The following is a 22,057-nucleotide window of genomic DNA, read 5'->3' as shown; positions in this document are numbered from 1 at the left end:
TCGAATCGCTAAGCCCTATCTTCGAATGGCAGGTCAGAGTCCAGACTTCGCCTTTGACCATCTGCGCCGCTGCGCCTCCGCAATTCTGGCGCGGGCCTCCGGACTCAGGGTGCGCTTCTTTCGCCGCGTGGCCGGTTGCGAGGGGCTGTTTCCGGCCAGGAGCTCACGGACTTGCCTGAGCCGGTCGATCTCATTGTCAATTTCGAGCAGCAGCTTCGCCAGATCCATGCGCCTGATTCTAACGTGGATTCATTATTCCCGTGTGGAGAAGGGCACAAGTTGGCGCGCGCATACTGAGCGCAAGGCACCAAAGAGGATGTCAAAGAAGAGGGTTCGGGAATGCCGAACCCCCTTTGAACCTTGAGACGATGGAGAAGCCCGGCGCTTCACTCCCCGGAAGCCCTGGAATTCGGATCGTCACGACAGGTAGTAGCAAATCACTTCGCCCCCGCTCGGAACGAAGTGGCGCATGCAAGTATGTTTACCAGTCAGAGTCGCCAATTGTCTACATTTTCTCGACATGGCTTTTTCGAAGCAAGGAATTGCCGTTTGGTCGACAGACGCTCCCACGCGGGTAGTCCTTATTAGGTACTTTAACGTGGGTTGGCAAAACTGTCATCTGTGAAGAAAGCCAAGCCCGCAGAGACTCGAAAATCACGCAAAGCGAGGACGGCCAAGTTCCAAGGGGCCTACGACACGCTTTTGGAACGACTCATCGCTGCGCGCGAGAAGAAGGGTTTGACGCAACATCAGGTCTCCAGCATGATGGGTCGCTCACCGAACTTTATGACCAAGTGCGAGAGTGGCCAGCGCACGATAGACGTGACGGAACTGCTGGAATTGGCGCAGATTTACAGCAAACCTGTAAGTTACTTTTTCCCATCTTGAAGCGGCTAGGCGCCCACGAGGCTAGGCGGTCACGATTATCTCTTGAACTTGGCAACACGCTTTCGCTTGAGAAGGCCTATCGCCAGCTGCTGTTCGGAAATGAACTCGAACCCTGCCTCTGCCTCAATCGCCCGCATTGTCGCCGATGGCGTAAGGCGAAGCACGCTGCAAATGTTCAGGATTGCTGTGAAGGACGGGTTACGTTTGCCTCTTTCCACCCTGTTAATGTACGTGCGGTCGTATCCGGTGAGAAAACTAAGCTGCTCCTGGGTGAGTTCGAGGCCTTTACGTTTGTCGCGGATAATGGCTCGCAGAGAGTCCAGTGGAGCGATCGTAGTTTTCGGACTTTGAGCCATCTACCCAGCATCATGTCTGGATGTAGCCAATTGGTCAGTGGCCAATTGGCTACTCGACGACCGGCGACCTGCCCCCAAATAGCTCTTTACCCTTTTGATGTGTTTAGTATACGGACCTCGACTGAGCGGGGTGTGTGATCGATCCATGTTCCGAGCCGCCGCGATGATGCAGCTGGTTGTGTCAGGGCTTCTCCGCCAGATTTACCGGCAATCGTTCGACCGCCGCGTACCGCTCTGCCGCTTCACGGATCACCCAGGCCAGAGAGACCTTCTTGTGGTGGGCGATGTCTTCGAGCAGTTGATACAAGTCGGGAGGGAAGCTCACCGAAGCGCGAACCGCCGTTCCACCGGCAGCTGAAACGACTCCGCCTTTTCTGTGCTTTGAGGACGGCATTGTGCTCCGCGCTGATTCATGCACCACTTTACACCATAATGGTGTAATATTCAATTGAAGATCAAAACGACCTCGTACAGAAAGTTCAGGTGTGCGGTGGCAACAGCTCTAGCGCATGCACAGCGGGACACGCTCTTGCTGAGTCATGCCAACCCCGAAGATAACGAGTTCACGTTGTGGCTGGCGCTTCAGCTTGCCAATGAGGGATATAGGGTCTGGTGCGACCTCACTAAATTGCTGGGGGGCGAGGTCTTCTGGGACGACATTGAGGCGGTTATCCGCCAGCGGGCGGCCAAGGTGCTTTATGTCCTCTCCCGTACCTCAAATACCAAGGATGGCCCACTCAGAGAGCTGCATCTGGCGCAATCACTGGCTCGCAGGGAGCAGCTTAAAGACTTCATCATTCCTCTGCACATCGATGATCTGCCGTATGGAGACGTCACGATTGAACTGACGAGAGTCAACTCGGTGTCATTTGAGAGGTCTTGGGCATCGGGGTTAGCCACCCTCCTCGAGAAGCTGGAACTGGATGGTGTTCCGAAATCATCATCGTTCGATCGGTCCGCAGTCAACCAATGGTGGCGGACACAGTTCAGCGCTTCAGCTGGCATTCGGAGCGAAGAGGAAGAGCTCTGGTCCAATTGGTTCCCGATAGTTCAGCTTCCATCGGAGGTCTATTTCCACTCACTCAGCCGACACGGCATCGGCAAAGTTGAGGCAACGGAAGATCTCCCCTACCCCGCATTCCAAGATGGAATTTCCTTGGTGACGTTTGCCGACGCGTCCGACTTCGAAGGCAGGCTTGGGTCCGGCATCTACATCGCAGAAGAGTCGAAGCCATTTGAAGTGACCAAGCTACGCGAGGAGACCGACTTTGGGAAAAGTCTCTTTCGGCTTCTGCGAATGGCGTGGGAACAAATGATCGCAGAACACCTGTTTCCGATCTACGAGCTCGCCAACAAGGCAAAGAGCCTCTATTTCAGGAAGGATCATATCCCGTTGGATAAGGCCTTCTTCACAGGGACTCAAGGGCAAAAGACATATCGCTCGATGGTCGGATACAGCACGCGCAAGAATCCGACGACAGGTGAAACAAAGAAGCGATACTGGCACTTCGGAGTGCAATCCCGTCCCCTTGTTCATCCGATCTTTCCCTTGGCTTACATCATCAAGCCCCATGTTCTGTTCAGCAACGACGGTTCGAGCCTTTGGGAGAGCAAGAAACGCTTGGCTGCTGCTCGCCGAAGTCAATGCAAGGATTGGTGGAACGACACGTGGCGCGATCGAATGCTTGCCGCAATGGCACAGCTTGCCGACGAAGACGGTCTGATACGGGTGCCTCTGGGGAGCAACCGCTTTGCTGAGGTTTCTTCGAAGCCTTGCCTCTTTACGAGCCCCGTGGCCTACACCGATCCGCAGGATCTTGTGCCTTCCGCTGATGTTGAAGAACCTGTCGACTACGGTCGCGACGAAGACGAGGATGACGTCTTCGAAGATGAGCAGGAGGCTGTATAGCGATGAGAAACCTGCTTCGAATCGAGGAACCCCTCCTCCTGTTTCGCCACCAACAAGCACTCGAGGACCCACGCGACGGCCTCACCCTCTTCGGCCCTCTCGACCCCGGCAAGCCATATGGTGTACGCGCTGGTGTAATTGGCACGACGGCTGGAATCGCGTCATTTGAACGGTGGGTCAAGTGGGTACAAGGACCGGTCCTCACCGCGCCTGCTCAACGCGGACGTCCGCCGTTCCCCGGATTTTCCGCCGCATTCCGGACGATCTGGGAAGCGATACCCCTTTTGCGCGTAACGGTAACGGACGAGGAAATCGATCGTTTTCTCTATCTCGACGATCCACATCAGCGCGTATACGGAACGGTGAGTCTCTTCGCCGAGCGCATTCTGGAAGCTAAGCGTGAGGAGGAAAGCAAGCCGGAAGTCTGGTTTGTCGTTGTTCCGGATCGAATTTGGAAATATTGCCGGCCAAAGTCCTTCATCGAGCCCGAGATCAGGCAAGCGGCAATTCGCATGTTCAAGGGGCCGCGCAAAGCGAAAGAGTTTCTCTCCGCCGGCTCCCTCTTCGCTGACATGGAGAAGGATGCGCTGCCCTACGCGTACGAGGAGCAATTTCACAACCAGTTGAAGGCCCGTTTATTGAAGGACATGGTACTCACCCAGATTGTCCGAGAGAGCACGATCAGCAACGTGGCGCGGCCGAGCGATCCCAATGCTGACAAGCGACAAGTTGCGCGGCAATCCGAGATCGCCTGGAACTTGTGTACCGGCATCTTCTACAAGATCGGTGGCCGTCCGTGGAAGGTTGCCGATATCCGGGAGGGTGTGTGCTACCTCGGATTGGTCTACAAGAAAGATTCAACCTCCGGAACAGAGAAGAACGCCTGTTGCGCCGCGCAAATGTTCCTCGACTCTGGAGACGGCATCGTCTTCAAAGGAGCTCTTGGTCCGTGGTACTCTCCGGAAACCGGTGACTTCCATCTCAGCTATGCGGCGGCAAAGGAGCTCGCTGAGGTCGCTATCAAAGCCTACAAGAAAAAAGTGGACCGTCCTCCCAAAGAGATGTTCATACACGGCCGCGTGCGCTTTGAGGAAGAGGAGTGGCAAGGATTCGTCGATGCCGCCGGCAGCGAGACGAACATGGTTGGCGTGCGCATCCGCGATGAGAAGGATCTCAAACTTTACCGCAAGGGGTGCAACCCGATCCTGCGAGGACTCGCACACATCAGAAGCGACTGGAGCGCCCACCTCTGGACGAAGGGCTGGACTCCTCGGTTGCAGACATACCCCGGTCGAGAAGTTCCCAATCCGTTGCTGATTGAAATCAGCCGCGGCAAGGCGCCAATCGAACTTGTGATGCGCGACATTCTTGCTCTGACGAAGCTGAATTACAACACATGCATTTTTGGCGATGGCGTTCCCATCACTCTGAAATTCGCCGATGCCATCGGTGAGATCCTGACCGCCGGTCCAGTGAAAGATGTCCCTCCACTGCCGTTCAGTCACTATATATAAGGCTACGGGCGTTCGGAGATGAATGGTCCGCACCGGGCCTGCCTAACAATCCGATCCATCGAGAGGAATGAACGGTTCGCCCATTCCATGGCGGATCTCGAGACAATCTGAGCAGAGCCGCAAAGTATCCACGCCTCCTGCTGACCGATGCCTGGCCGGCAAATAGTAGACTTGTGCCGGATCGTCGCCGCAAATGGAACAGACATTTGGATTTCCTGCCAATTCAAGTACCCTGCGCGTCATCATTGCCTGGGGGAGATCCCACCGTTCCAGGACAGTGAACCATTCGGGCGAATGCGGCATGAGGTGCGATGACGCTTGCTGTGGCAAGCGGCCATTTGCTTCGAGCCATTTGGCAGCGATATCCACGCGCGTGCGATGAAGAGATGCGAGATGTTCGTAAAGGTCCAGCATGACCTGGAAAAACTTCAAATCGGACTGCAACGTAAAAAGCCGATAGCCACCCCGGTTGACGAAATACCGATTGGGTCCGGCCTGCTCATTTTTCAGAACGCTCCAACAGTATTCCTCGACCGAATCTGCAGGTCCGGCGCTTAGAAGCTCGAGGTCATACTGCCAGGGATTCTTCTCCTTCTCGATCGCCCAGATCGAGAGATAACCTGAAATCTGAAGCAATTGGCAGAAGTCGACATCGTCTTCCGGATGCTGTATCAAATGCGCGTGGATGTCATCGAAGGTTTGAATCGTGGGATTATGTCGTCGAGCCCCAAGGAGGACTGTATTGATTGCGTCTCGCATCCGCTGTGGAACGTCCTCGATATCCTCCCAGAAAGCGGCTTCCTTCGCCGAGACCATAACGGTCGAGTTCCCAACCGGTACCAAGAGAGGGCTATTTTTGATGTCGGCTGGAGAGCAATAGTTTGGATCAGGCACGAGAGCGATGCCGGCCGACTCGAAGGCTTGAGCGACGAGCCGGGAGCAAAATTGCTTGCTGGTCCAGGTACGTGCTCCTCCGAGAGCAGTTAGCACGGCTTCTTTTGTCGAATACTCTGCACCGACTTGGCCGCGTACGTAGGTGACGATTGTGGCGAGTTGAGTGGGGGAAATGCCGCCTCTGGGGCGCATCACATGGACGGCACATTCGTCCTCGAAATAGAGCCGCTGCGTGTTTCGTGCATGAACACCTTCCCCAGTTGCGTCCATGACGGAGCGATCTTCCACGTAGACCATAGCGTGCGAGATGTCGCTACGAGTTGCAACTCTGATGGTTTTGCTGACGGCCGCGGTTGTAGTTGTGAGTATGATGTCTCCGGGCGCCAGCACAGCATCATTCAGCCGCCTCAGCCCACTCAGCTCAGTTTTAGTAGACGGAATCATCGTCATACCTGTCAGCAAATGTATAGCAGGTCCCGCTTTTGTTCCGCTGAGTCCTCTTCCCCGCCTGGTTACCGTTGATGAGCTGCGGACGTAAGATCGATCGACAGAATCGCCCGTCACTTCCTGCCTGCGGCATGATCGTGCGAAGCTAAATTAGCTTCTTCCTTAAGAACCTCTCCGCGAAAGGCTACCGATGGCGGACTTTGCGGTTCGCGACCTGCTAGGCGCTCACAACTGGTCCCGACTGTTCTTCACTACCTATGCGCTTAGCGTCTCGTTCTTTGAAGCGGTCATTTTAGACGCGATTGTCCGCCAGCAGGTAGACTCGGCACTCATCCTCGCGGATGAGGCAGGCGTTCGAAGCGCGATGAACGAGTTCGGCGCGCAGGGCGTGGGCCGTTCGTACGATCTTGAGCCTGTCGTCATTTCCGGCGGCTGCTTCCATTCGAAGCTTTTGGCCCTGCTGTCCCACGATGAAGCCCATCTCGTTGTCGGTTCCGGCAATCTCACGTTCGCCGGTTGGGGTTCAAACCTGGAATGTGCAGAGCACTTACATCCGAGCTTTGCTGCAACTGCCTTTCTCGATGCGGCAAACTTCCTCCGACTGCTGGCTGCCTCTCCTCGCATTAGGCATGCTGCCTCTGAAGCGTGCGTTGAACTGGCGGACGATCTGGCCGGACGTGCCGTGAGCATTGCTAACCACAATCCTTCGATTCGATTGATTCACAATCTCGACCGCTCGGTTTGGGAACAGTTGGGGATGGCCGCTGCCGACATGGGCGGGGCGCGGCGCTTGACCGTAGTGTCCCCTTTCTTCGATCCAGGCGGCGTCAACGCTTTGTGTCTGGCATTGGGTCTATCCCACGCCTGTATCCATTCACATCCTGCCGGCTTCGTCGCGGGGACTGCGGGCAGCAATTGGCCTTCAGGAGCGTCGCTCGGTGTGGCGCGAGCGGTAGAGGTCGATCATATCGGCTCAGACGATCGAAGACTGCACGCCAAAATGTTTGAGATTGTGTGTCGGCGCGGCCGTCTGATTCTGTCTGGAAGCTCGAACGCGACGGCGGCGGGCCTTGATGCCGCCCGCAATGTAGAGCTTTGTGTACTTCGTATGCAGACTGAGCCATCGATCCGCTGGACAATGCGTCCCTCACAACCACCGACCTTGATCGTCGAGATCGAGCAAGGCTGCGATGACAGTAAGGAAGAGTTCGCGATCCTGCGTGCCACGGTCAGCGGTGGCGCGCTCGTCGGCCAGGTCTTGAATTCTTTCCCTGAAGGCCAAGCTGAGGTGTCATCGAGAAGTGCATTGCGCTGGTCGACACTAGGACGGACGAGCATTCGCTCCGACGGTCGGTTCAGCCTGAAGCTCAGGGACAGCTGGTCTATCGCCAGCTCCGGGCAGCTCCTGGTTCGAGTCGAGAGCGCATCTGGCTCGATTGCGCAGGGGTTTGCAGCGCTTCCAGAGCTTCGCGAATTGGCTCGACGGCTTGGCAGATCCGCGCCGCACTTCTTCAGTTTGTTGCAAGGACGTGAGACCGTCTCGGATGTGATTGCAATTCTCGAATATATCCAGTCGCACCCTGAATTCCTGCCGGAAGTGCCGGCTCATGCCTCCGGGGAGCGCATGGAGAAAGAGGCGAGTGAGGAGTTGGTGGATGTTGCCAAGACATTCACGTTGGGTGACTCGCAACCGCACAATACGCATTTGCCATTTCAGTCGGGAGGCGCGGAGAACTTTTTATATTCAGTCCTCGCAGCGTTTCGCGAGCGTCGAGGCCCCATCGACTCTGCGACCGACAAGCAGAGGGATAGCAACAGTAGTGACGATGATGAGGGATCGGAGGAGCAATCGCCCGATGAGACCGCCGAGCAAACCGCAGTTGCCACGAAGACACTGGACCAGCTTCTTGAGCGGTTGATCGAAGTCCCCGCCGAGGATCGGCAGCCTATGCGTGCCACCGATATAACGCAATACGTATGTGAGCGGTTGAAACTAGAACAATACCTGGTACGGGCGTACGTAGACAGGCTGGTCCGCGCGTTCGTGCCGCCCCTCCCCGAGAGAGAAGATCAGCTCGTTTATTCTGGCCTCGCGCTGCTCTGGGCGAGCCAATTGAACGGTGCGACTGACTTGAGAGCGAGAGCACTACGGCGGTTGATTCTGCGCGTAGGGTTGGAACCGGGTTTGGAGTTTCCGTTATCGGCCAGGTTAGGCGGCTTCGAGCGACTCCTTCCGACCCCGGAGGGTCTCGGATCACTCTCGGTCGCAGCCGCAGAATGCCGGACCATTCAGGAGGAAATGCGGCTCTTCTGGGCAAGTCCCGTTCCTCCTAGAAGTGACGAACTGCCGCTACTCAGCCGCTCGGAATATTGGCACTTATTGAGCAATGGCCATTTTTCTCGCGCCGTTTTCAGGATGAGCAAATATTCGGATTATTGTCCCCACTGTTTTACCAGGCTCTCTGCGGTTCAAGCTTCGCAGTTGAGGACCTCGGGGATCGGCACATGCAATGCCGGAAAGCTCATTCTTTGTGAGGAGTACTAGCGATGCCACAGCCGACACTAGTCGACCTCATCGAAAATGCAGCCGGGTCGAACGAGCCGCGATCTGCTGCAGAACTTAAGATCGCGACAGGTGGAGTCGACCCGCTCGGCCTTCGTCAAATTAACTTTCAACTCATGGACCTGGTCTTGCCGGGTCTAAACAATGTCGCCAGACACATCCGGCCTTACACGGTGATTGCATGGGCTTGGAGACGCGCGGCGCACTGCGCCCGGGCGACTGGCAGGGCCGTCATCCCAGACACTGAGATCGTTGATTTCGTCGATCGTGTCGAGGTGCTCTTCACCTGGTCGCAGTTACTTCGAGATGCAGGCGCCGATCTGCCCGGACGCGATTTTCTCTCGCATCTCAAGAACCGTGAACGTTTCGCGTTTGGTGGCACTGCGTGGAAGAAAATGTGCACAGCGCGCCGCTATTCAACGGCATTAAGCGCACCTGTAAACTACGGTCCCGCAGTCAAGTTTCTGGGGTGGATCGAACCCACAGATAAGCGCCGAATCTTCAAGAGTTCTGACAGAGTTCAGGCAGCCCTCGATGCTTTTGAAAAAGGACTCCGAAAAGACATCCACCATCCCGCTTTCAATCGGTTCGGCCCAGTTGAGGTTACACAAGATGAAGTACTGCGATGGTCCGACGTTTGGGATCTTACGGATCCCACGGATGAGGAAAAAGCAGCTATGCGGGCCTCCTTGGACGGAGTTGAGGGTAATTCCGCGCTTTCGCGCGCGTCGCGCTGCATTGCAGAGCAGGTGGAGTTCCGAAAGGGTAAAACCGGTGTTGCCGAAATTCGAAGTGATCTGTGCGGCGTTCCAAGTGCATTCCTGCCGAGTCCTGAATTGGCTGATCTGAGCGCACACTGGCGCAACATTCAACTACGTCAGCTTTTTCGGTTGTCTCTGGAGGCAATACTGTATTGGGCATCAGCGATGACCAGCGAGCGCCCGTATGAAACAAGCGAGCTGGTTCGGGCCTTCCTTGCGAAAGCGGGCTCAGCTCGCACCGCCTCGAAGTGGCTGCACATCGATGCCGATGACGAAGTTGATATCCCTGAGTTGCTCGAGACGCTTCAGGCCTGTCTATACCAAGGTCCTGAGTCGGGCAAGTTAGCGGTACAGATCCGGCGGAGTCTGGCGGTTAGCCTTTTTGAGAAGTGCGAAGACGTTGTCACGCAGAACCGGGAGCGCCTTCCGCTTTCGCGCGCCCGCGAAGAGATGGAGGCACTATCGAGCCAATCTTCCTCGGTATTCTTAGAGCACGTTTTTAATTCCTGGGTCTTCGGCCAACATGTCTATTGGGCAATCGGACGTGGTTTGGGAGACGCGAGGAGCCGAGGGAAAACGATTCTACGGCTGAGAGTTGTTCCCGATGAGGGCGGGTGGACGCTCGCTCCTGGTGCAAATGCGCGGTCAGTACCCCGGGCCACTCCGGATCGTCTTGAGACTGCTGTGTGCCTGATGCAAGAGGCAGGAATGATTGGCGCCAAGAGTCAGTGATCTATGATGCGAATGCTGGCCAGTTTCGCGACCTGCTCCAACTCAAGAAAGCCGGAGCCCGAATTGACTTCGATCGCGATCGGTTCGGCCCGCAACGCGCCTGTTCCGCATCGATCGCCAAAGAACATGTACGCCCACCCGATGCCTCCTAGTCTCGGTCGCCACGCCAGACCGTCGAGCATTGGCAGACTCTCGTGAAGAAATCGCCCCCAGGTACGCGTGTTCGGATATTCGGAGGCAGGTGTGTGAATCAGTTCGCTTTCGGTGAGAGAGATGGAACGGCCAGGAACCGGAATCTGCCGAAGATGCGGATTGGTCAGATCGAGGACCGTCAGCTCTCTGAGAGTCTCCAGGTGGCTATAGCGCCAGTCAGTTAGTTGACTCCGGATGTATGCAGGAGATGGCTCATGTTGAACAGCGTGGAACACGCTTTCGAGTGCTGCGGCCTGGAGGGTGTCCGCGGCGTAGAGCGTGGGCACATTCGAAGATGGATATCCCGGGAACGGGTTGAACCTCGAGCCGTGTTCGGGAAGATCGATTCTCTTACCCGTGTTGGGATTGAAGGAATCGGCTGGGTACGCCGTGCCGTGAAAGCGGACGAGTTGGGCCCCCACCTCGATCTTCTTGGTCTGGACCGTCAGGCGAGGGTCTGCATCGGCGGGTGCCTGCGGGCAATTAAAAGACATCGGCAGGGTGCGCGAATGCCTGCGCAAGGGAGAGAACCCGGTCGGGATTCGTTTTGATCAACTCGAGCGGCTTACGTCCTCCGATATTTGCATTCGGAGTCGTAAAGAAGAACGCAAGCTCCCAACCCGTAGCATGCTCGGGGAATGTTTTGATGACCTCGCCCACAATAGGAACCGGCATTCCGTCCTGAAATTGGAACTGCGGAAAATACTGCTGCGCTTGGTATCGTAGGCCGAAGATTCGGTTTTCCCTCTGCCAGCGCGAGGCAATTGCGGCGCGATTTCTCGCTGTGCTTGTGCTCTGTGTCGCAACCTCCGCGGAAGTCCAGGAAGGATAGTTCCGCATAAACTCCTGGCGCCATTCCAACGTATCTCGCGCAATCGCGTTCTCAACCTTCTCTTCTTGTGGCGTGACGAGCTCTTCGATTCTGGCAGGCGCGGAAACAGAGACTGACGCGGCCGGCTCGGTAGCGTTCTCCACGAGCATCACCAAGGGCAAGTCGCGAAAACGCGGAGGAAGTTGAGGAAGGTTCAGCGACTTAAGCAAGGTTGGACCCAGATGGGCAGTCATGATGTAAACGCCCGGAAATGCTTGGACCCTTTCTTTGAGGTCTTTTTCCGTTGCCCTGCCAAAGAAGAAGCGGACATGCTCGAATCTTTTCGCTTCGAACAACTCGAAATTTACTCCATTTGCGCGCCCGATGAAATCGGGAATCTGCTCCAGCGCCTTCCACGCCACGCGGTAGGCTCTTAAGAACGTCTGCACCGCAACCAGCACATTTTGCTGGGGCTCCGCCAAGGGCTGACCATACACAAGTACCCCATAAGCGGAGCCTGAGCTGGCTCTGTTCTTTAGAAGAGGGGCGACAACCTGCTTCATCGCGCTTCCTACATCAAGCGTTTGAATGCCCTCAGGCTCGAGCACCGTGGCCGATCCGAAAGCGGTGGAATTCAGCATATCGTTACACCCGTTATTTACATGATACACATGATTCTAGTAATGTCAATGATGCGGAATCTGGAACGGACAACCCATGGGAGCAAAAACTAGGAGATCAGCATGACCGAAAGCGGACACCATTTTCTCGCGCCTCTTGGGGAAATCTTCGGCACTAATCCAACGAAGCCTTTGTTTCACTACACCACGATTGCCGGGCTCCGAGGGATTATCGAATCGAGGACGATGTGGGCCACCGATGCCCGCTTTCTCAATGACTGGTCCGAAGTTCGCTACATCGCTTCAATAGCCGGTAGCAGTCTGGAGAGGCGAAGGGATCTGGAGCCCGAACGAGGCGATGATTTGCGAGCGCTGCACGCAGGATTGAACCGCTGGGTTCAATCACACTACAGATCTCACGGAGTCTACGTCTGTTCATTGAGCGAGAACGGGAACCAATTGAGTCAGTGGCGTGGATATTGCCCCGATGGTGGGGGAGTCAGCATAGGATTCGACTCCGTTGATCTTCACACATCCCTTTTTCTCCATGGGGTCGTCACGGTGAAGGTCTGCTACGAAGCCGTGCGACAGCAGCAGATTGTGGACGGAATATTGGACCATCTTCTTCACGATGAAATCTCAGAGGCATACATGGGCGCAGGCCGTCTGGAGTCCATGCAGGAGGAGTTTCTTCAACTGCTGTCAATGTCTGCTCCGCTGCTCAAGCATCCAGGGTTCAAAGAGGAGGCAGAGTGGCGACTCATCTATTCCACTCCGACGTATCTCCCGGTCTTTCGACACATCGCTGGGAAATACCCCGACGTTTTCGAGAATCCGCCGTCACCGCTCAAGACAGAATATCGCGTAAAAGACCAACGATTGATTCCATACGTGTCCCTGCCGCTTACTGGAAACTCCCAGGATCAAATGGCCTTTGATTCCGTCATTCTCGGCCCATCGGCGGAGCCGGAGCTCTTCGAGGAGACAATGAAAGGTTACTTGCGATCGGCAGAAGTCGTCATTCAATCAATGACATCTTCTGGAATTCCATTACGGGTGCCCTGAGCCCTGTCCACCAAGCCGCGGCTTGAAACCACGTGATGAGGAGTGATCGCGCTCTCCCGCTCCGAATTCGAGCGAATCCGGATTCCCTCGTCGACGGCGGCTGCGCCTACTTGACTTGCACGCCGTAGACGGACTGCGACGATGAGTACACCGCGTGATGACACTGATAGACAACATTCTGGTTATAGCGGGCCAGAGCGGCGAGGTCGTTGGTAAATGGGATAACCCGGACTTGCTTTTGTCTCGTCCGATACAGCTCAAGCACTCCGGGGGGAGGCTTGAATGGGAGATTTAATTCGTGAATCGCCGCAAACAGATAAATGATGAAAGCGGTTGAAGTGAGATTGAAGCTGAATGACAGATGAGGCTCTTGGGGTAATGGATTTGAAAAGCCTCGATCGGAAAGCAGGCATCTCTTGTCCGCGTGTTCGCCGCCGTAGCGATAGACACACACCATCGGAAACCCTGAGGGTCTCTCGAAGACCGCTTTGACGGTGCTCTCCATGAAATTCGGTCCCCCGGGGATGGGCTGCAACATCATCATGAACAACGCGGCCAACCACATTCGATAGCGCTCAGGATCGATGCCCAGTTGTGCACAGAGATGAGCCTGGTGTGGCTTCCGTCCCGTGAGTACAGCTTTGTATTGTGCTAGAAGGTCTGGATCCGTGGGCTCGAAACGCAAGAGGTCGCCGACCGTGTTCAGCACCTTCTCAACCGAGAATGGGTTCCGCAGAAAGTTCATAAACTTTGCCACGAAAATCTCCAGGATCTCCCGTTTGAGATCCGTTGAGCCTCCGTCCAATTTTCGTAACAAGGAGGAGGTATTGGTTTCCATATTTGCTTCGTATTGTTGAAAAAGTGTCTCGAAGTTCAGGCGCAAAGCGCCGGTGGGGATCACGTCGAAACTGAAGAGATCTCGAAGGGCAAGGGTCTTGGAGATAAGTCTTCCTTTGGCGGAATCGAGCGAAATGGCAAAGGTCTCTCGATCAACCAGCGTGTGGCAGTAGATACGCTGATTCTCCGGCGCCGCATTCGGGTTTAGTGAATTGAGGCGCTGTTCCACTTGAGAGACATAGTGTTGATTCGCAGTATCATTCGGGTGCTGAATGCCCATTTAGTCGCGAACCTCTCCTTCTAGATTCGGCCAACAGATTCCTTTTCACCATACCGAGAGTTCAACAAAGGCGTAGACAGGTAGTGCTTCCGTAGCTCCGAAGCCTCGATGGAATTCACGAGGTCTGAGCTCTTGGCGCCAATTGCGAGCAGCGTTTGCGATTTCGGACTGGATCTCAAATGTTCTTGCAGCGAATCCTAATGGGCCTCGACGACCAGTTGGAAAATGATTGGGCGGTGTTCCGGATTGGCATTCGGAACGGGCGGTCAAATGGATATCCCATCGCGGTCTTGTCGGGATATTCCAGACTTTGGAGACCACAATAGCTGATCGATGTGCAGCACTCTGGATGGTCCGGCATGATCAAGTCATCCCCGCTCGAACACAGAACGAGGAGTCGGAAGTCCATTCCTTCTCTAGTGCCTCGCGGAAGCAATACGGTGTACGGCCACCCGCAATCACACCATGCCTGCGCTTCGCGGGCCCGCGTCGCCCCATCCTCGTTGGTCAGGTCATCAGGTCGCAGAGCCGGCTTTCGGATCACGGACGACTGATCTGCAGAACGAAATACCACCACCCGCCCGCCAGCGCCGATTTTGGACGCGAACCGGTCCATTTCAATCCATGCTCTTCGGTCCGCGGACTCGGATTCCGGCGCCAGGAAGATCCTCACGGCAACTGTCTGATCGTGGTCATCATCGTTCTGCAATCGGATGAAGTAGTAGAAGTCGTCGTGTGAGAGGTATTGGATCGTCTCTTCCACCTTCTTCCCGCCGTCTTGTTCGAGTACAATTTTGCGGGTCAACATCTCTGTGACAAGCTCATCGGTTGTAGTGATGGTTTCGCCACTTTTGAGTTGAACGGAGCCGTGTGAGAAGTCATTGTGCCATTCCGCCCCACCGAACGCGGCCGCAGCAAGGTCGTTGTAGGCTCTGCTTCCGAACTTATGGCCCGCGATCGAGGCGGGCAGGCCGTCTCCGAGACAAAGGATGACGTCCGAGACGCCGCTCACATCCTTTTTGCGGATTGTGACCTTGGGACCGACGGAAAAGTCGTAAGCAGAGAGCGTCTCCTGATAGGAGAAGTAGATGTCGTCGATCAGCTTGTGCCAACGAAAGAAAATCGGATCCCTGATTGCCGTCGTTGTCGCAGCCATCACTCCATAAGGAGCGATGTTGTCGTACAGCATGAAATGGATATGGCCGTCATTATGAAGATTGCCGTAGAGAGGATGATTCGCCGGCGGATTGGTGTCGACGAAATCGACGGCATTGATATTGGCCTCGACAGTATTGCCGAGATTGTCAGCATTGACAGCCTTGCCCCCGGCCGAAGCGTAGGTGCCGGTCGTGGCAGCCACCATCGCTGCATTACCAAAGCTAACCTGTTGAGATAGCTTTGCTCCAGGCCGGATTTTGCCCCAATTCGGGCCGCCAGTGGAACTCTCATCGAGCGTCAGGTCGGAGATGGATGCTCCCGCGGGTCGTGCTCGGAAGGGATACGGTTTTTCCCCATCCCAGAGCTTGAGGGGTCCGGGATCGTAGCCTTCCGCAATCGGAACGCGGAATTGGGATTCTGTGTAAGGGGTCACGGCAAACGGGTTCACTCGCGCGTGTCCCAGTGCGAGGCGTTCTGCATCGTACCGCGCGATCATCTGTTGGTGCATGTAGAAAAACAGCTCCCCATGGCGATCGCCAATTGGATAGCCCGAGGCGGTTGGCGCAGGCAGAGGACTCAGGCTCGTGGGGTAGACCAGGTGCCAATGCTCATGGTGTTCATTGATCAATGGATCTTCGCGCCAGTAGCCAAGACCATCCGGGGGAGTTGGGCCTGGGGGAGAAGTTCTAGATCCGGCAGTGGATGCCGCCAAATTGGCAGAAGAGGAGGACAGAACGAGGTCCGGTTGGCGCATCTCAAGCGGCTTGATCTTAATCTTGCTGCGCCCCTGGGGATTGTGGGTAAGGAACAGCAGCACTGAATACTGCACGAGACCAACGACCGACTCTGCTCTGAGCGCTTCACCTATCGCCCCAATCGCTGCATCGAGACCACTTTCATTGGTTACCTGATCGAAGCGATAAGCGAGTTCGAGCGCCTGGCGAAGATGCTGGTCCACAAATGCGCTAAACAGGGGAGGGGGCTCGCCGGGCAGCGCCTCAAGGAATTGTCCGCGGGGGAGGCGAAACTCAGGGGCGAGTCCGCGGCCAGCCAGTACCGAGTCGATCGTCGCTTGCTGTTCTGCCATTGCAATACTCCCACCACGGCGTTCATCATGCGTTCACGAGACATTGGTCCAAACGGGCTATCAACTTGTGAATTGTCCGGGGGATATCAGTCTGGGCCCGGGGGAGGCAGAATGTCCAGAGGAAGTATCTATTATCTCTAACGACTTCCTGCCATGTTTCCCTTTTCTGGGGTGAATGTTTTCGAAAGATCGAGTTTCCGGGAGTCTCCCGCCGCGTTCAGAGGAGCAGAATCCGAAGCTAAGCGACGTTGATCCGGATCTGTTTCCGGGGCTGGTCTCTATAATTCTTCCTACTGGAAAACTAGCCAAGCAGACAGCTGGAACTCGATTAGGGTCCACTAGATGTGCTCCCTGTATCGTCGAGCTGCCCCAGCCTGGAGGTCTTCTGTGTCCGAGAATCAGCTGGGAACGAGTTCGATCGTCGAAAAGCACGTCGATCAAATGGAACTGATCGCGACCACGTTCATTGTTCCGGCTCTGATTGTCCTCCTGGCAGCAGCAGGAGTGACCAAGGGGTTCGATGTCCTCGGACTACATCTCGATACCGACAACGCCTATGGAGTGGTTGTCGCGATCTTTGACTGCTTGCTCCTCCTGTTCACCATCACTGGCTGGAAGGCTGGCGACTTCTTGAAGATGTGTCCGGAGTCTGAAGCTGGCCGCGCGATAGCCGCCGTATTGACTCACAAATGGTTCCTGAATCCCTTTTGCTACTCAGGAAGGGGTGTAGCGAGCGCCGTAACCTGCGGGGTCGGGTCAGGGCTACTGATAATGATCTGGTGTATCGGTCTCTGCAGCCTCCAGTTGCTTTCAACTGTGACACATGGCAGAGGCGGTGTTGAGAAAGTGCTCTTCGCCCTCTATTTGATTTTTGGAGTCACGTCAGCTCTCGGAATCGTTCGCTTGTTCAGGCTGATCCTCCAACGCATCGATCGCGCTGAAGACACTTCTGACGAGTTTGTCCCGTTGACGGTATCTGACATTAAACTCAACATCGTTTTGAAGTCGGCGTTTGCGGTAACGGCTATCATCGTTGGATTTTGGCTGTACTATTCGTTCGCCCACATTGGAATCTAAACGAATGCTTAAGTATCCGGCGAGTCGAAATTGAACGTCTGACAAGTGAGTTGAAGACAAGAGCATGCCACTTTTTGAAGTCTCGACCACACCGGTCGGTCAACGGCCAAAGCAATTCGGCGAATCTAGCTACCTCTATTATCGGGATAGCGAACGAGCATCGGTAAGGGTGTTGCGCGATCTGCTGGAACGGTGGTTCGAGGAAATACCAGTACAAGAAAGACTCGACCTGCAGCAACGATTTCGTTCGCGGAACGCTAGTCAGCATCGCTCTGCACTTTTCGAGCTCTTTCTCCATCATCTGCTGCTTCGTTCGGGATATCAGGTCAGCTTCCATCCCGAGATACGAGGCGTAACGACCCATCCCGACTTCCTGGTTAGCCGTGATGGGCAAGCGCAGTTCTATCTCGAGGCCATCGCGACGTCGGCTTCCGAGAGGGAGGAAGCTGAAGAGAATCGGCGCAATCGGGTCTATGACGCGCTGAACAACTTGCGTTCGCCCGACTTTTTCCTGGCTCTTCACATTGAAGGTGCTCCCGAAACCTCACCGTCGGGTGCTCGACTACGAACGGATCTCACGCGATGGCTTCAAGGACTGGATCGAGATGCAATATTGGATAGTTACATTGGCCAGCGATATGACGAAATTCCTAAGTATCCATGGAATCACGAAGGCTGGAGTATTGTGTTCGAGCCGATTCCGAAGAGCGACGACTCAAGGGGAACGACAACAGCGAGGCCGATCGGCCTCACGGCGCCGACCTGTGCCACGCAACTCACACTCGATGAAGAGTTGCGGGATGCGGTCATATTCAAGGACCGATACGGGAATTTGGCCCTCCCGTTCGTCGTCGCGGCGCAGGTTGTGAACGAGTTCGGAATTGACGAAATCGCCGTGATGGATGGGCTTCTGGGGCAAGAGACCATCTCGGGTCGGAGAATACCGAACGGTGCATGGACCTCGAACAGAGGCGCCAGACATACGAACATTAGTGCGGTAATGGTATGGCCAACGCTGGATCCATGGCATGTCGCGCTCATTGAGCCAATCCTCGTCCATAACCCTTGGGCCACACATCCACTTCCCAATGATGCGTTCAGCCTGACACAGCGTATCGTCGATCGACAAACTGGTAACCTGGTGGTTCAGCAGGGCACCGGGATGCCGGAACTGCTCGGACTTGAGCCGTACTGGTTCCCTGATGACTAAGATGGTGATTCGTCGGATGCCTCGTCATTGGAGTGTTTACCTGCCGTCGCCCGAATAGAACGTCAGGTCTCACACGGCTTATCGTGAGAAACCATGTGATCGGAGAGAGACTTTGACGGTCATCGTTGCATGCCGAGCGGCAAGCGGAATCATCGTCTTCGGCGCCGATCGTCAGATCACCGCTGATGATCAGATTCGTTACGGAACGAAGCTTTCGTTTCATGCCTTCCAGAACGGAAGAGCATTGATCGGGATGGCCGCGCGCGACGTCAACGTTGGATTTCAGCGCAAGGTCGAACTATTCCGAGCTATGCGTCATGTGAGCCTCGATCAAGATCCCGTCGAAGTGATTCAGAGGAGAATGACAAATACGGGTGAGAGTACGGACGCGGAAGTCCAACTTTTGTGTGCGGTTGCTTCACGCACCGTTAAATCGCCAAGGCTGTTGGGGATCTCCGATAAAGAAGTTTTCGATTTTAGTGAGCGGAAGTTCTGCTGTATCGGCAGCGGAGATGGCGCAGCTCTCGCCATCCTGAAACAGGCCGACCAACGCCTTCAGACTTTGCGTGATGTTCAGGTTGCCGTCTGCGCGTCTGTTTGGATAGCAAAAGAGTCCGACCCCCTTTGCGGAGGGCCTACTGACATCTGGTGGCTCACTTCCGATCTAGGTGAAGAAAAGCTTGGATGTGAGTGCATCCGAAACTGGGAAGACTACTTCAAGAGCTCATTTCCGAATGTTCTGGCTCGATGGCTGGAAGGCGCTCAATGAATCAATAGTCTAGCGAAGATCGGATATCATGCGGCCCCGCTTCTCTGGATCGGGTTGCCTGCTAGTTTTGAGCGCTAAACTTGTGGAATCATGTCACACCCTTCCTGGAATGAGAGCTATGCCTCGGGAGAGCTTCCCTGGGACACGGGCGAGCCGGAACCGTTGCTGATCGAGTTCGTCACCTCGGGTCGCATTCAACCCAGCCTGACGCTGGAGGTTGGTGCCGGTACGGGGACGAACGCCCTTTGGATGGCTGAGCGCGGCTTCAACGTCCTGGGCATCGATGTTGCCCCGCTCGCGGTCGAACGAGCCACGCAGAAACTGGATGGGCGCGCTCTCGATTGCCGTTTCCAAACCCTGGACTTTCTCACCGGCGCTCCGCCCGAGGATTCCTTCGAGTTCGTCTTCGACCGTGGCTGTCTTCATGTCTTCGATGAACCGGAGGAGCGGGGCCATTTCGCCGCACGGATCGGGACGACCCTCGCTCCCGGAGGGCTCTGGCTAAGCCTCATCGGCTCGACCGAAGGCGGCCCGAGGGAGTTCGGGCCGCCGCAGCGCTCGGCCCGTGAGGTCGTTCTTGCCATCGAACCGGCTCTCGAAATTGTCGAACTGCGTGCCGCCGAATTCCGCGATCACGGTGCCAAGGCTTGGTTATGCTTATCGCGGCGGCGGCTTTAGGACGGTAGCGAGCCCCTCTCTCGTCTTGCCGCCCATGCATTTGCTGAGTTTCTTTGAGATCTTCAGGAGGCTGGCTTGCGATCTTCCGAATAGTGCACGTGGACAAGTCGCCACTTTCCCTCTTCTTTTCGGTAAACCTGGGTCTCGACGCCGTGCGTTGTCACCGCCGAGCCGTCCTTGCGCAACGTGGCCTGAAAATCCCAGTGGAACTCCGACCACGCGGAATCGCCATTCACATAGATTGCCACGTCATGCATCTTAAGATCGCGCGCCGAGAACATGCCTCCCATGACAGACTCAAAGACATGTTGCTCAATCGCGTCGAAGCCGTGTTCTTCGCCTAATGGATAGATAAACGAAACATCGGGAGAATGGGACCAGATCTGCGCCAACAACTTGAGATCAACCGTGTCGACAGCTTGGGTATACTCCCCGAGCAGACGGTGAATCGCCGCGCCATCCGCGGCCGCGGATCCAGCACCAGCTTGGCCACAGGCAAAAGCCGGAAAAAGGAAACCAACGGCCGCTATAAGGATTCGGGCGCGCATGCGTTCCCTTTATCTTATTCCCAGAGAGCAGTGGGGGTGGTGGCGGGACTTGTACAGGGGATGGCAACGACTGGCGTACCCGTGTATGTTCCGCTGCCGCACAGTATCGCGGAAGATCTTCGCAACGTACCGCCCGGCCCAAACCGAATCCTCGGTACTTCTTCTGGAGTGGCAACGGGAAGCAGATCGCCCTTCTCGAAGAGAGGCTAGGCTTCATTCTCCTTGTGCGCAATTCAAAGAGCGTGGAGCTGACGGAAGCTTGCCGAGCTGACGTCGAAGAGGCCCGTGCAAGCCTTCTCCATACGGAGAAGAATCGAACACCACCTTGCTCTCATCATCAGGCCAAGACTCCCTGGGACAAAGATCGGGCGACTATCCCTCGTTTCCGCGGCCCGCGTTTGTCCTTCGAGCCGACTATCGTAGACCTATCTGCTGAAGGGCTCGTTTGAGTCCATCTATATCCATCCCCGCTGTCCGGTAAACGATGCGTCCCTCCGCATCAAGCAAATATGTTTGGGGGAACTCCTCGGAAACCTTGTAGTTTGCGAAAACACCGGGTCTTCCGAATTCCCCGCCCAGTGCGATTGGAAACTCCAAACCTGCTCTATGGGCATAATCGGACACTGTCTTTGCTGAGTCTCCACGGTTCACCGCCACAATCGTGAAGCCCTGTCCCCGGTATTGTTCATATAATTTTTCGAATTCAGGGAACTCAATACGGCATGGGGCGCAGTTGTAGTACCAAAAATTTACTAAGGTTGCCTTCTTGCCTTGCAGCTGGGTTGAGAGCGTCAGTGGCTTGCCCTCCGGCGTCGGTAACGTGAAGTCTGGAGCCTTTTCTCCAATCGCAAGCATGCCACTGGAGATCGACGCTGGTTCTTGGCCGGCAACGGGCACGAAGTGAAAGGACCTGGCCGAATAGGTCACGTTCACATGCACGTTGCTCAACTTTGCTTCGAATACCCCGGACTTTGTCCCCGAACTGAATTGCACGATAGTCCGTTCTAATACATCCCCGAAAAAATAGAACTGAGCCTTGTACTCGCCCATTGGGCCATTTCCGTGGGCCTGAAGAACACGAAACTGCCGCCCATCAACCGACTCACTAAGGACGGTGTCTAACTGTTCGGTCGCATTCGTAACAGTGGCGAATGGATTGAGGCTTTGCCCGAAGAAGAAGCGGAAAGGAAATCCCCACCAGGGCGTGTCTATCTTTTCCCCGTGCGGGTCGATGGGCTCCTGTGTATAGCTCTTGTCGTCTGGGGCAAGGTACCGAGTCGTCCCGTCGGAAGCGAGCAACCGTAATGGGTAGTCTCCGGTCAACTTGATCAGGGCATAGTTGGGCTTCATCAAACGGATGGTGCCGCTCGCCGCTTTCGTTCCGGTGCTCGTCTTCCAAATAAATTGGATGTCCGCATTCAGGGTTCGTTGGTTGTGGGCAGCCTGAGACATCTTCTGAACGAAGATCTGCGCCGACTCCTGCGCCTCACAACTGAGCGTTACGCTCATTGTCAACATAACGGCAACCGCTAGTCTCCACCAGATTTCTCGCACGATTGTCTCCTAAAAGCATACCCACTTCGTCGGCTGCCACTAAGGAGAGTAGGCTCTCAGGGCTGCTCCCTCTGAACTATTCGGCGAACAGGCTGCGAGCTTCGGTG

General features: G+C 55.5%; 20 protein-coding genes. 10 read left to right on the top strand and 10 right to left on the bottom strand.

All coding sequences use genetic code 11. The features are described from left to right. Positions 1 to 33: 33 nt before the first annotated feature. Positions 34 to 228, bottom strand: coding sequence for a hypothetical protein (locus OHL22_RS13990; RefSeq protein ID WP_263338447.1), 195 nt, complete (start codon positions 226 to 228; stop codon positions 34 to 36). Between the two features lie 393 nt (positions 229 to 621). Between OHL22_RS13990 and OHL22_RS13985 the strand changes: the two genes are divergently transcribed. Beyond that, a complete protein-coding gene (locus OHL22_RS13985) occupies positions 622 to 888 on the top strand; it encodes a helix-turn-helix domain-containing protein (protein ID WP_263338445.1) in 267 nt (88 codons plus the stop codon). Between the two features lie 35 nt (positions 889 to 923). On the opposite strand, the gene OHL22_RS13980 is transcribed toward OHL22_RS13985, so the two are convergent. Then, positions 924 to 1,244, bottom strand: coding sequence for a helix-turn-helix domain-containing protein (locus OHL22_RS13980; RefSeq protein ID WP_263338443.1), 321 nt, complete (start codon positions 1,242 to 1,244; stop codon positions 924 to 926). A gap of 181 nt (positions 1,245 to 1,425) precedes the next feature. Beyond that, entirely contained in the window at positions 1,426 to 1,638 is a 213-nt protein-coding gene (locus OHL22_RS13975) for a ribbon-helix-helix domain-containing protein (RefSeq protein WP_263338441.1), read from the bottom strand. Between the two features lie 96 nt (positions 1,639 to 1,734). Between OHL22_RS13975 and OHL22_RS13970 the strand changes: the two genes are divergently transcribed. Together OHL22_RS13970 and OHL22_RS13965 are read left to right on the top strand one after the other, a co-directional pair. Then, complete coding sequence (locus OHL22_RS13970; protein ID WP_263338438.1) at positions 1,735 to 3,153, top strand: toll/interleukin-1 receptor domain-containing protein; 1,419 nt, start codon at positions 1,735 to 1,737, stop codon at positions 3,151 to 3,153. Between the two features lie 2 nt (positions 3,154 to 3,155). Next, a complete protein-coding gene (locus OHL22_RS13965; RefSeq protein WP_263338436.1) occupies positions 3,156 to 4,667 on the top strand; it encodes an argonaute/piwi family protein in 1,512 nt (503 codons plus the stop codon). Positions 4,668 to 4,709: 42 nt separating this feature from the next. Here the strand turns inward: OHL22_RS13965 and OHL22_RS13960 are convergent, their stop codons facing one another. Then, on the bottom strand, positions 4,710 to 6,005 hold the full coding sequence (locus OHL22_RS13960) for a YiiX/YebB-like N1pC/P60 family cysteine hydrolase (protein WP_263338434.1): 1,296 nt from the start codon (positions 6,003 to 6,005) through the stop codon (positions 4,710 to 4,712). 193 nt (positions 6,006 to 6,198) lie between these two features. Between OHL22_RS13960 and OHL22_RS13955 the strand changes: the two genes are divergently transcribed. Further along, positions 6,199 to 8,553: a phospholipase D-like domain-containing protein gene (locus OHL22_RS13955; protein ID WP_263338431.1), complete on the top strand. Its 2,355-nt coding sequence runs from the start codon at positions 6,199 to 6,201 to the stop codon at positions 8,551 to 8,553. Positions 8,554 to 8,555: 2 nt separating this feature from the next. Next, positions 8,556 to 10,064 carry a hypothetical protein gene (locus tag OHL22_RS13950; RefSeq protein ID WP_263338429.1) on the top strand — a complete coding sequence of 503 codons (1,509 nt, stop codon included), beginning with the start codon at positions 8,556 to 8,558 and terminating at the stop codon, positions 10,062 to 10,064. Here the strand turns inward: OHL22_RS13950 and OHL22_RS13945 are convergent. Further along, positions 10,058 to 10,750: an RES family NAD+ phosphorylase gene (locus OHL22_RS13945; protein WP_263338424.1), complete on the bottom strand. Its 693-nt coding sequence runs from the start codon at positions 10,748 to 10,750 to the stop codon at positions 10,058 to 10,060. The two genes, OHL22_RS13950 and OHL22_RS13945, sit on opposite strands and share 7 nt — an antisense overlap. Continuing rightward, complete coding sequence (locus OHL22_RS13940; protein ID WP_263338422.1) at positions 10,740 to 11,708, bottom strand: hypothetical protein; 969 nt, start codon at positions 11,706 to 11,708, stop codon at positions 10,740 to 10,742. Before OHL22_RS13940 ends, OHL22_RS13945 begins: the two co-directional genes overlap by 11 nt. Positions 11,709 to 11,810: 102 nt before the next feature. On the opposite strand from OHL22_RS13940, the gene OHL22_RS13935 reads away from it, so the two are divergent. After that, complete coding sequence (locus OHL22_RS13935) at positions 11,811 to 12,752, top strand: DUF2971 domain-containing protein (protein ID WP_263338419.1); 942 nt, start codon at positions 11,811 to 11,813, stop codon at positions 12,750 to 12,752. Between the two features lie 106 nt (positions 12,753 to 12,858). Here OHL22_RS13935 and OHL22_RS13930 read toward each other — a convergent pair whose 3' ends face one another. Continuing rightward, positions 12,859 to 13,869: a DUF4238 domain-containing protein gene (locus OHL22_RS13930; RefSeq protein WP_263338417.1), complete on the bottom strand. Its 1,011-nt coding sequence runs from the start codon at positions 13,867 to 13,869 to the stop codon at positions 12,859 to 12,861. A gap of 175 nt (positions 13,870 to 14,044) precedes the next feature. Further along, positions 14,045 to 16,114: a tyrosinase family protein gene (locus OHL22_RS13925; RefSeq protein ID WP_263338415.1), complete on the bottom strand. Its 2,070-nt coding sequence runs from the start codon at positions 16,112 to 16,114 to the stop codon at positions 14,045 to 14,047. Between the two features lie 387 nt (positions 16,115 to 16,501). Here OHL22_RS13925 and OHL22_RS13920 point away from each other — a divergent pair, with 387 nt between their 5' ends. The 4 genes from OHL22_RS13920 to OHL22_RS13905 all read left to right on the top strand — a co-directional run bounded on the left by OHL22_RS13920 (position 16,502) and on the right by OHL22_RS13905 (position 19,848). After that, positions 16,502 to 17,191 carry a hypothetical protein gene (locus tag OHL22_RS13920; protein WP_263338413.1) on the top strand — a complete coding sequence of 230 codons (690 nt, stop codon included), beginning with the start codon at positions 16,502 to 16,504 and terminating at the stop codon, positions 17,189 to 17,191. 64 nt (positions 17,192 to 17,255) lie between these two features. Next, positions 17,256 to 18,401, top strand: coding sequence for a hypothetical protein (locus OHL22_RS13915; RefSeq protein ID WP_263338411.1), 1,146 nt, complete (start codon positions 17,256 to 17,258; stop codon positions 18,399 to 18,401). Positions 18,402 to 18,513: 112 nt separating this feature from the next. Then, the gene (locus OHL22_RS13910; RefSeq protein ID WP_263338410.1) at positions 18,514 to 19,170 is read left to right on the top strand and encodes a hypothetical protein; all 657 of its coding nucleotides are present in this window, start codon (positions 18,514 to 18,516) and stop codon (positions 19,168 to 19,170) included. A 90-nt stretch (positions 19,171 to 19,260) separates the two neighbouring features. After that, the gene (locus OHL22_RS13905) at positions 19,261 to 19,848 is read left to right on the top strand and encodes a class I SAM-dependent methyltransferase (protein ID WP_263338407.1); all 588 of its coding nucleotides are present in this window, start codon (positions 19,261 to 19,263) and stop codon (positions 19,846 to 19,848) included. A gap of 62 nt (positions 19,849 to 19,910) precedes the next feature. On the opposite strand, the gene OHL22_RS13900 is transcribed toward OHL22_RS13905, so the two are convergent. Beyond that, positions 19,911 to 20,396: a YybH family protein gene (locus OHL22_RS13900; RefSeq protein ID WP_263338405.1), complete on the bottom strand. Its 486-nt coding sequence runs from the start codon at positions 20,394 to 20,396 to the stop codon at positions 19,911 to 19,913. Between the two features lie 414 nt (positions 20,397 to 20,810). Further along, entirely contained in the window at positions 20,811 to 21,950 is a 1,140-nt protein-coding gene (locus tag OHL22_RS13895) for a TlpA disulfide reductase family protein (protein WP_263338402.1), read from the bottom strand. Between the last annotated feature and the right edge of the window lie 107 nt (positions 21,951 to 22,057).

Source organism: Acidicapsa dinghuensis (genome assembly GCF_025685685.1).
Classification (GTDB): domain Bacteria; phylum Acidobacteriota; class Terriglobia; order Terriglobales; family Acidobacteriaceae; genus Acidicapsa; species Acidicapsa dinghuensis.
Note: the sequence above shows the minus strand (reverse complement) of the source record. Positions and strands in the feature narration are given on the sequence as shown.